Below are 8,487 nucleotides of genomic sequence, written 5' to 3' on the forward strand. Positions count from 1 at the left end.
GATAGCTCTCCAGCGGCAGACCAATCAGAGGAGTAGGGGTCAGCACAGAGAGGGGGGCCGTAAGCGGCAATCCCTTGAGGGTCAGGGCGTGGAGCAAGGTCTTGCGGGTTGCCAGCGTGAGGGAGCCGTCGTGGGCCGGGTAGAGCAGGCAATCGGTTCCCTTGCTCACCATGGCTTCGGTCGCCGCCAGCAGTGACAGCTTGCTGTCGACGATAAGCGGTGCCTGCAGGTGGCCGGGTTCGATGCGGGTCAGGATAAACTCCGCCAGATTCTTCTGACCCAGCTGTTCGCGCTGCTCTTGCTGGCGCTGACGTTCGGCCAGATTGGCGGTGAAGTAGCTGGCAAACTGCGGATCCTGCTCACAGAGCGCCAGAAAGGTGTGGCGAGGGATGAGCTGGCAGAGGCTATCTTCCAGTGCAGTGAAGCGGTGGCGGCAGCGGCCGTCAAACTGGGCGCGCACATCGAACAGATCATCAACCCCGTAATCACCAAACTGGTGGTGAGGGGCAGACTCTTCCACCGCCCCCTTGATGATGAGATAGAGGCCGGGAGGCTCGTCCCCCTCCTTGAGCAGCAGATCCCCGGCCCGAAAATAGCAGAGCGAGAGGTGACGGGAGAGCCGCTCGCGCGCCTCCTCGGCCAGTCGGTCGAATGGTGGTCTGGCAAAATTGAACAGGGTTGACATGACAGCGTCCTCTGCTGGCTTGCGGCACTCATGCTGTTCCCAGTGTGACAAAGGGAGGGGGAGGCGACCAGCCGACTTTAGTCTCAGCTGTACCGCCTGTTCACACTCTGATAACGTGGTGGTATGACCAGTGAGTCAGTTTCAGGGATCAAGGAGAGGATAAGGGAGATGGAAAAACCAAGGATCAAGTGCGAGATCCACGACGGGATTGCCGAAGTGATGTTGACGCGGGGGGACAAACTCAATGCGCTGGACCGCGCCATGTTCAGTGCTATCGACGAGACGCTGACACAGCTCGCCCGGCACAAGGGGTTGCGGGCAGTGATCCTGCATGGCGAGGGGCGTGCCTTCTGCGCCGGGCTGGATGTGAAATCCATGCTGAGACAGCCGGTGGCAGCGCTCGATATTCTCAAGCGTGAAGCAGACGAAGCGACCAATCTGGCTCAGCGGGTTGCCTATGGTTGGCACCAACTGCCGGTGCCGGTGATTGCGGTGACCCATGGAGTCTGTTTTGGTGGTGGCTTGCAGATTGCCCTCGGCGCCGATTTTCGCTTCAGCGCCCCTGATTGCCGCTTCTCGGTGATGGAGATCAAGTGGGGGATCATCCCCGACATGAGTGGCAGCGTCACCATGCGCAACCTGATGGGAGTGGATACCGCCATGGAGCTGGCCATGAGCGGGCGCGAACTGGATGCCGTCGAGGCCAAATCTCTCGGGATGGTGAGCCGGGTCTGCGCCGATCCGCTGGTGGAGGCGCGAGAGTTTGCCCGCACCCTTATCACCAAGTCGCCGGATGCACTGGCGGGGATCAAACAGCTTTACAGCCAGGCCTGGGCCCGCAGCGATGAGGCGATGCTGAAGGAAGAGACCCGGCTGCAAAAGCAGATCCTGGGGCGACCCAATCAGTGGCGAGCCACCCTTAACAGCCTGTTTCGCTGGCGGCTGCCCTTCGGGCCGCGCCGCAATCCGCTCTGACTGCGAGCTGCACGAGCGATCTACGGTATGCCCGTCTACTTGGGTGGCTTGCAGTCGGCCCTGCTTAACCAGGATGCCACCCTGTTTCGGCGCAAATACTTCCTCAACGGCGCCCACATGGGCTTCATCTTCTACGCCACAGACCCGAACATGGACGACGACACCGAGGAGGAGATGAAGGAGATGATCGCAAGCAGCAAGGGGTGGGAAACTTTCGCTCCATGTTCGTCAACATCCTGGCCGGCATCATTCCGACCAATGGCGGGGGAGGGCTCGGGGAGCCCGAGAAGTACGATGCCACCTATGCCCGCAACGAGGTGCTGCCGCTGTGTGAGCTTATCCAGGATGCCATCAACAGCGCGGGACTCCCGTCTCCCTGCGGGTCGATTTTCGGGAGAATATCGGTTCAGCTGTATAAACAAACAGTATTTGCTGTGGCAAGATAGGCTGTTGATTTGGATAAAAAAGGGGGCGTAATGCTGGTTTATTGCAAAGTGTGTGGCCAACGGGGCCGCATTACCAAGACCAACCGACTGAGCGATGATGTCTCGGATCTCTACTGCCAGTGCACCGATGCAGAGTGTGGCCACAGCTGGTATTGAAAGGACTGGGGGCGCAATAGCGCCCCTAATCCTTATTGCTAATTAGATCAGTATGAAATACGCGACGGTGTCTGTGTAGCAGACTAAACGCGCACAAGATGAACTGCTCGGATGTATACCCGGCAGCAAAGTTACTCGAATGACTGAACCCATATAAATCTCCTTGTTGGTTATAAAAAAGGAGAGGCCTGTGCCTCTCCATATTTAGCGTTTTACGCTGGGTTACTATAACGAATAAATTCTAAAGTGTTTCAGCTGTGCCAATCTGCCTGGTTTTCAAGTCGTTTAACCAGATTTTGAGCATCTATATTGATTCGTCCAACGTACAGATGATGCGTTGTAAGTAGTGGCGGGTAACCCCAGAGTCAGTGACTGGGACGTTAGTTTTATCACTCACCAACTATGCCGCAAGAAGTTGCCCGCCAAGGGCGGCGTGGTGGAGCTGCGGGATGAAGGACTGCGCGCTAGGTTGATGGCGATCACCCCAGTGGATGAGATATGGGGCATTGGCTGGCGACTGTCGGCCAAGCTGGAGGCACAGGGCATCAAGACTGTGGCCGACTTGGTCGCCGCCGGCCCTAAGGCGCTGCAGCGCCGCTATGGCGTGGTGGCCGAGCGCACGGTGCAGGAACTGCGTGGTATTCCCTGCGTCGAGCTGGAGCAAGAGGCTCATGTCAAGCTGCAGATCATTTGCTCGCGCTCGTGTTTGGGGGGCGCATCACCAAGATCTGCCCCATGCATCAGGCTCTGCGGGTTACATGGAGCGGGCCGCCGAAAAGCTGCGGGGGGAGGGGATGTGCTGTCGCCATGTCACCTTGTTCATTCGCACCAGCCCGTTCCGCGACCGGGAGCACTATTACTGCAATCAGGTGAGCACCAAGCTGGCCATGCCCACCAACGATACCTGGGCCTTGCTGGCCCTGATCCCCGAGCGGCCCCCCCTTATCTGGCGCGATGAACAGCGCTACCAGAAAGGGGGGCGTCATGCTGGCCGACTTCACACCCGCTAACATGCAGTAGGGCGACCTGTTTGCCGCCCAGCAGCAATCCCTTCGCAGCGATGCGCTGATGCTGGTCATCGACAAGGTCAATCAGGGACGGCTTGGCAAGGTCTACTTCTCTTCCTGCGGACGTGACAATCGGGGGTGGATAATTAAGCTGCAGCAGTTAAGCCTCCGCTATACCATCGCACTCTCCGAGCTGCCGGTGGTGAAGTGAGTTATTCGATATCTATATTTGCCAGTGTGCTGATGCCGAGCTTTATGGGTTCATTGAAGTTCGGAGTGCGCAAAATTTGCGCTGACAGGGCTTAAAATGGAATGAGCTCTATAGAGCGAAGAGGGACCCACACCTAACGGGCAGAGAGCAGGTTAATCAGGATTACATTGTCAGAGAAGGACTCTGCGCACTTTAACATCAGCTTATCGGTTTGGGGAGGAGCGGTAGTGATTAGCTACATACTCCCACGCACCATAACGATAGCGTTTGTATGCATGAACAAAGACGTCTTTACGTTTCATTGCTATGCCCTCCCTATCTAGGTCAGTTGAGGGAACTGACACCCATAAAGTCCGCTAGGAGCGAAAGTTATGGTGGTAGGCGAGAGCCTTCTCCTGAAGAGAGAGACTACTTTTGGGGAAGGTTAAAGTCAAGCTTTTTTGCTATTTGCCGTAAAAAAACTACACTAAATGCGGGAGGTGGTGTATTGTGACCATCTAACTTACCATTATTAATATTGGTGATTGTTATGCTTAAGTGCGTCGAAGTATCAAACTTTAAAGGTTTTAACGATAAAGTTAAATTCTCCCTAGAGCAATCAAAGAACTATGAATTTAATTCTAATAATATCGTCAATGGTGTTGTTAACAAGGGAATAATATACGGTAAAAATGGTGCTGGAAAGTCGAATCTGGGACTCGCTATATTTGATATAGTAACAAACATTACAGATAAAACCGTTGCCAATTATTATTATGGTAGCTATTTAAACGCTGAGGGCAAAACTAATACAGCATCATTTGTTTTTTATTTTAAATTCGATGGTGGAAATGTCGCCTATGAATATGAAAAATCTGATTTTAAAAAATTAGTAAGCGAAAGACTTAAAATCAACGACAGAATTGTTATTGAATATGACCGTAGGTTAGGCATTAAAGCTAATTTTAGTCTTGCAGGAACGGAACAGCTTCGTGACGAAGTTGGGGACTCACCTGTTTCAATAATTTCATATGTTAGAAACAACGCAATACTCGAAGATAATGATGAAAATGCATTGTTTCATGATTTTGTCAATTTCGTTGACAAGATGCTTTATTTTAGATCTCTTGAGGATAACAGATATATTGGTATAGAAAATGGTGCGAGAAATATATGCCAAGACATAGTGGAGCATGGCAATGTCGCTGACTTTCAAAATTTTTTGAACAACGCAGGGATAGAGTGTTCATTAATTGAAGTAGTCAATTCAGAAGGTAAAAAAACAATAGCCTTTGATTTCGGAGAGCGTAAGGTACCATTCTTTTCAATAGCATCAACAGGTACAACATCTTTGGCTTTATTCTATTTTTGGCTTCAGAGAATGAAAGATAAGGATGCAGTCTCATTTGTTTTTATTGATGAGTTCGATGCATTTTATCATCATGAGCTCTCTGTTGCGATAGTGAATGAGTTGAAAAAATTGGATGCTCAGGTTCTATTAACCACGCATAATACTTCGATAATGAGTAATGAACTATTAAGGCCAGACTGTTACTTTATTATGAAAGATAACAAGGTGGTGACCATTGCTGATAGTACCGAAAAAGACATCAGATCTGCTCATAATCTTGAAAAAATGTACAAAGCAGGCACGTTTAATCATGGCTGAACATATACTTTTTGTTTTCGAGGGTGAGAAGACAGAGCATATTATTGCTGATAGTTTACTGCGGTTTTTTATTGGCATTGATGACGAAAAAATAGTGATCAAATCCTCCTATAAAACTGATGTTTATGGGTTGTATCAGCAAGTTAAAGACGATCAGTTTATTGATATCTTTGAGTTGATTAAAGAAAGAGACTCCTCGTTGGCAGGATATTCAAGAGATAAATTCTCTCAGATATATATATTCTTTGATTATGATGGCCATTCTCATAGAGCTGATGATGAACACTTAGATGAGCTAATCTCATTTTTTAATGAAGAAACAGAGAATGGTAAGCTTTTTATAAGTTACCCAATGGTTGAATGCCTTCGGTTCATTTCAGAGCTATCTATGGATTCTGGTTTTGTTTGTGAGCAAGTAAAAATAGCGGATTGTGTTAACTTTAAAAAAACAGTTCATGAAACAGCGGCTGTGAATTTTAGGGATGTTACTTCTTACGGCCCACGGGAATGGGGCCTTCTTGTAAATCTTCACTGCAAGAAGGCAAAATTTATCGTTGATGGTAAGCTAGAGTTTCCTTTGGATAGACTCATTTCTCAAGGGGAGATATTTGACAAGCAAAAAACAGGACATATCGATGTTAACCAAGAAGTATCAGTGTTAAGTGCATTCCCATTGGTGGTGTTAGATTATTATGGTAGTGCAAAAACACATGAAATGCTTCTCCAGTATATTACACATTAGAACCACCATGGAGATGGCTTTATCATTTATGGTTAGTGGGGGATGTTTTATTTAAATGTTGGACTGTTGGCGATCAATACACGCACTTATCCTTAAACTATCCTGATGAAATCAGATAGCATTTTTTCTCTAGATGATGGATATGGCTTTTGTTGGCATTCTTACTTATATATCGTTCGTGCGTTGTCATCTCCCCGTTCCCGCAGCCACTCCGATGTATCCAGACGCTCCAATTCTCGCCACATCTCTGACTGATAGGGCTCAGGCAGCATCTCGATCCAACGGTGCGCGCCGCTGTGGCCTTGTGCCTGGTAGACCTTGCCGCACAGCTCAACCAGCATTGGCCAGTCCGGATCGCCTTCCGGTACTGCGTATTCATCAGGCTGCTTCTGTTCTATTGGCCCCAAGCCCTCTGGCATCCAATCTGGTTCGCTTGGCAGCGATCTGTACGACTGCAGCTGGCCGTTCTCAAGCCAGAGGGTGAAGCCGTCCGTATTGACGCAAGCCCCAGCCCGTAATCGGTCGATGGAGAAGGGCGATAACCCCCATTGCTCCCTCATGATCTGGTCTGTGAAGGCATCAGGATCCGGTAGCGTACAGTTATTGTCAGAGCTCCAAGGTGCCGGGCTGTCGCCCGTCTTAACCCCAACCCCCCTCTCTGCAGCCTCGGCGGCTTTCCTGGCTTCATGGGTGCCGGTGGGTACAATTTCCCACCCTTGCAGGCGGGTCTTGATGCCAAGGCGAGCGGAGGTAATGCCCATCAGGCGCTTAATGTCTTCGCCATAGCTGTTGGCTTGCTCCTTAATGAGGTGGGCCAGCTTGATGGGGTGCTCGGCACGGGTTGCTAGTGCGCCGCCCATGGCGTGCAGGTAGCAGCGGAAAATGCCGTTATCCGCGGCAAATCGAGCCGCCTCAAAGCGCGGGTCTTGCAGCACGGGCTTGGGTGGGCCAACCAGATCGGCATTCTTCTTGGCGTTGCTGATGCGGCGCAGCTCGCGCCATACCCCGACCGGGGCGCCTCCGATCTGCTGGAAGGTGCGTATGCCCCACCAACTGGCCCAGGCCAGGGCATGCAGGGCGTCCTCATCGGCTGCGGTGCCAGCCTCTTCGTCGTCGTCCAGGTAGGCGCCGTCGATGTTCTTGGCAATGTATTTGGCGATATAGCCCGCGGCATCGCCCTTGGCCGGGTCTATCTCTTTCCAGTCGAAGCGGGGAGTAAAATCGGTAAAGGGTGGGGCGCCCTTGATATCCCGTACCAGCTCTTCGTGGTCATCGGTCAGGGCATAGCGTTGCAGGATGCCGATCACCCGGTTGCGATCTTCCGGGCGCATAAATAGCAGTAGGTGCCAGTGCGGGGTGCCGTCGTGGTGAGCCTCGCACACGCGAAATCCATAAACGGGCGCGTTCCACCGTTTGAGGGCCGCCACTTGATATTTCATCGGACGATGACTTATGCCCACTTTGCACCGGATTATCTCAATGACGCTGTCCGCTTTAACCCGTTGGAAAACCATCTTAAACCAGCTTGATCTTCCTCGAGAATGGGTCGAAAAAAGTGTCCACATTTTGCCAATTTGGGTGTCTTTTCACGTCCCAAAGTGTCCCCTTGTGTGGCACTTAACTCCTTGGTTTGAATGTAACTTATTGAAATTAATGAAATAGAAATGGCAGCCGAGGCTGCCATTTTTTATTGATGTCTTATGTCGTTCTGGTTCAGGAGGTCTTGCGATCCTGATCCGGTTCGAACTGATGGCCCGATTTCTCCAGCTCCAGGTTCTCTTCGGAGCGTTTGCCCACCCAGTAATCGGCGTTCTTGATGCCGAGCTTCTCCGGGTGGAATACGGGGTCAATACCTTGTGCCTGCTGCGCTTCATAATCCTTCAGACAGGTGAAGGCGGTCTTTTGCAGCAGCAGGATGGCGATGATGTTGAGCCATGCCATCAGGCCAACCCCGATATCACCCATGCCCCACGCCAGATCCGCCGTCTTGACGGTGCCGTAGACAGTGGCAGCCATCAGCGCAATTTTCAGCAAGAAGGTGAGCCAGGGGCGATTAATCTTGCGGTTGATGTAGGCGATGTTGGTTTCGGCGATGTAGTAGTAGGCAACGATGGTGGTGAACGCGAAGAAGAACAGCGCGATGGCCACGAAAATGCTGCCAAAGCCCGGCATCATGCTCTCCATGGCGGTCTGCACATAGCCCGGGCCTGCTGCGATACCGGCAATACCCGTGTAGATGGCGGCGCCGTCCGGCCCTTGTACGTTATAGAGGCCGGTGATCAGCAGCATAAAGCCGGTGGCGGAGCAGACGAACAGGGTGTCGATATAGACGGAGAACGCCTGCACCAGACCCTGCTTGGCCGGGTGACTCACTGCCGCCGCAGAGGAGGCGTGCGGTCCGGTACCCTGACCCGCTTCGTTGGAGTAGACCCCGCGTTTTACCCCCCACATGATGGCCAGACCCAGAATGGCACCGAAACCGGCATCCAGACCGAAGGCGCTCTTCCAGATCAGCAGGATCACGCCCGGCAGCTGGCCGATATTCAGGGCGATGATGACGCAAGCCACGATGATGTAGCCCAGCGCCATAAAGGGCACTACGGTACTGGCGAAGCTG

The 8,487-nt window shown here is 51.8% G+C and carries 7 protein-coding genes and 3 pseudogenes; 7 read left to right on the top strand and 3 right to left on the bottom strand.

Annotation, left to right across the window (positions count from 1 at the left end):
* The coding region (locus AB5Y92_RS16515) for a cyclic nucleotide-binding domain-containing protein (RefSeq protein WP_368227174.1) at positions 1-685 on the bottom strand (685 nt) is incomplete at its 3' end.
* 168 nt (positions 686-853) lie between these two features.
* On the opposite strand from AB5Y92_RS16515, the gene AB5Y92_RS16520 reads away from it, so the two are divergent.
* The 7 genes and pseudogenes from AB5Y92_RS16520 to AB5Y92_RS16550 all read left to right on the top strand — a co-directional run bounded on the left by AB5Y92_RS16520 (position 854) and on the right by AB5Y92_RS16550 (position 5,870).
* On the top strand, positions 854-1,660 hold the full coding sequence (locus tag AB5Y92_RS16520) for a crotonase/enoyl-CoA hydratase family protein (RefSeq protein WP_201988010.1): 807 nt from the start codon (positions 854-856) through the stop codon (positions 1,658-1,660).
* A gap of 18 nt (positions 1,661-1,678) precedes the next feature.
* Positions 1,679-2,078: pseudogene (locus AB5Y92_RS16525) on the top strand (phage portal protein); the annotation flags it as partial.
* A gap of 58 nt (positions 2,079-2,136) precedes the next feature.
* Positions 2,137-2,256 (top strand): annotated as a pseudogene (locus AB5Y92_RS16530) (ogr/Delta-like zinc finger family protein); the annotation flags it as partial.
* Between the two features lie 764 nt (positions 2,257-3,020).
* Positions 3,021-3,272: a hypothetical protein gene (locus tag AB5Y92_RS16535; protein WP_234916098.1), complete on the top strand. Its 252-nt coding sequence runs from the start codon at positions 3,021-3,023 to the stop codon at positions 3,270-3,272.
* A gap of 58 nt (positions 3,273-3,330) precedes the next feature.
* Entirely contained in the window at positions 3,331-3,480 is a 150-nt protein-coding gene (locus AB5Y92_RS16540; RefSeq protein WP_368227175.1) for a DUF4113 domain-containing protein, read from the top strand.
* A gap of 529 nt (positions 3,481-4,009) precedes the next feature.
* On the top strand, positions 4,010-5,128 hold the full coding sequence (locus AB5Y92_RS16545) for an ATP/GTP-binding protein (protein ID WP_368227176.1): 1,119 nt from the start codon (positions 4,010-4,012) through the stop codon (positions 5,126-5,128).
* Complete coding sequence (locus tag AB5Y92_RS16550; RefSeq protein WP_201987825.1) at positions 5,121-5,870, top strand: hypothetical protein; 750 nt, start codon at positions 5,121-5,123, stop codon at positions 5,868-5,870. Before AB5Y92_RS16545 ends, AB5Y92_RS16550 begins: the two co-directional genes overlap by 8 nt.
* 161 nt (positions 5,871-6,031) lie before the next feature.
* Here the strand turns inward: AB5Y92_RS16550 and AB5Y92_RS16555 are convergent.
* Together AB5Y92_RS16555 and AB5Y92_RS16560 are read right to left on the bottom strand one after the other, a co-directional pair.
* Positions 6,032-7,294, bottom strand: a pseudogene (locus tag AB5Y92_RS16555) (replication endonuclease); the annotation flags it as partial.
* Between the two features lie 289 nt (positions 7,295-7,583).
* Positions 7,584-8,487 (bottom strand): alanine:cation symporter family protein (locus tag AB5Y92_RS16560; RefSeq protein ID WP_368227177.1); only part of this gene is annotated, 904 nt, incomplete at its 5' end.

The organism is Aeromonas sp. R1-1 (genome assembly GCF_040908495.1).
Taxonomy (GTDB): domain Bacteria; phylum Pseudomonadota; class Gammaproteobacteria; order Enterobacterales; family Aeromonadaceae; genus Aeromonas; species Aeromonas veronii.

What these genes read in the sequence shown, in the direction of transcription:
- AB5Y92_RS16520 (WP_201988010.1), top strand. Translation starts at nt 854, where the DNA reads ATGGAAAAACCAAGGATCAAGTGCGAGATCCACGACGGGATTGCCGAA.
- AB5Y92_RS16535 (WP_234916098.1), top strand. Translation starts at nt 3,021, where the DNA reads ATGGAGCGGGCCGCCGAAAAGCTGCGGGGGGAGGGGATGTGCTGTCGC.
- AB5Y92_RS16540 (WP_368227175.1), top strand. Translation starts at nt 3,331, where the DNA reads ATGCTGGTCATCGACAAGGTCAATCAGGGACGGCTTGGCAAGGTCTAC.
- AB5Y92_RS16545 (WP_368227176.1), top strand. Translation starts at nt 4,010, where the DNA reads ATGCTTAAGTGCGTCGAAGTATCAAACTTTAAAGGTTTTAACGATAAA.
- AB5Y92_RS16550 (WP_201987825.1), top strand. Translation starts at nt 5,121, where the DNA reads ATGGCTGAACATATACTTTTTGTTTTCGAGGGTGAGAAGACAGAGCAT.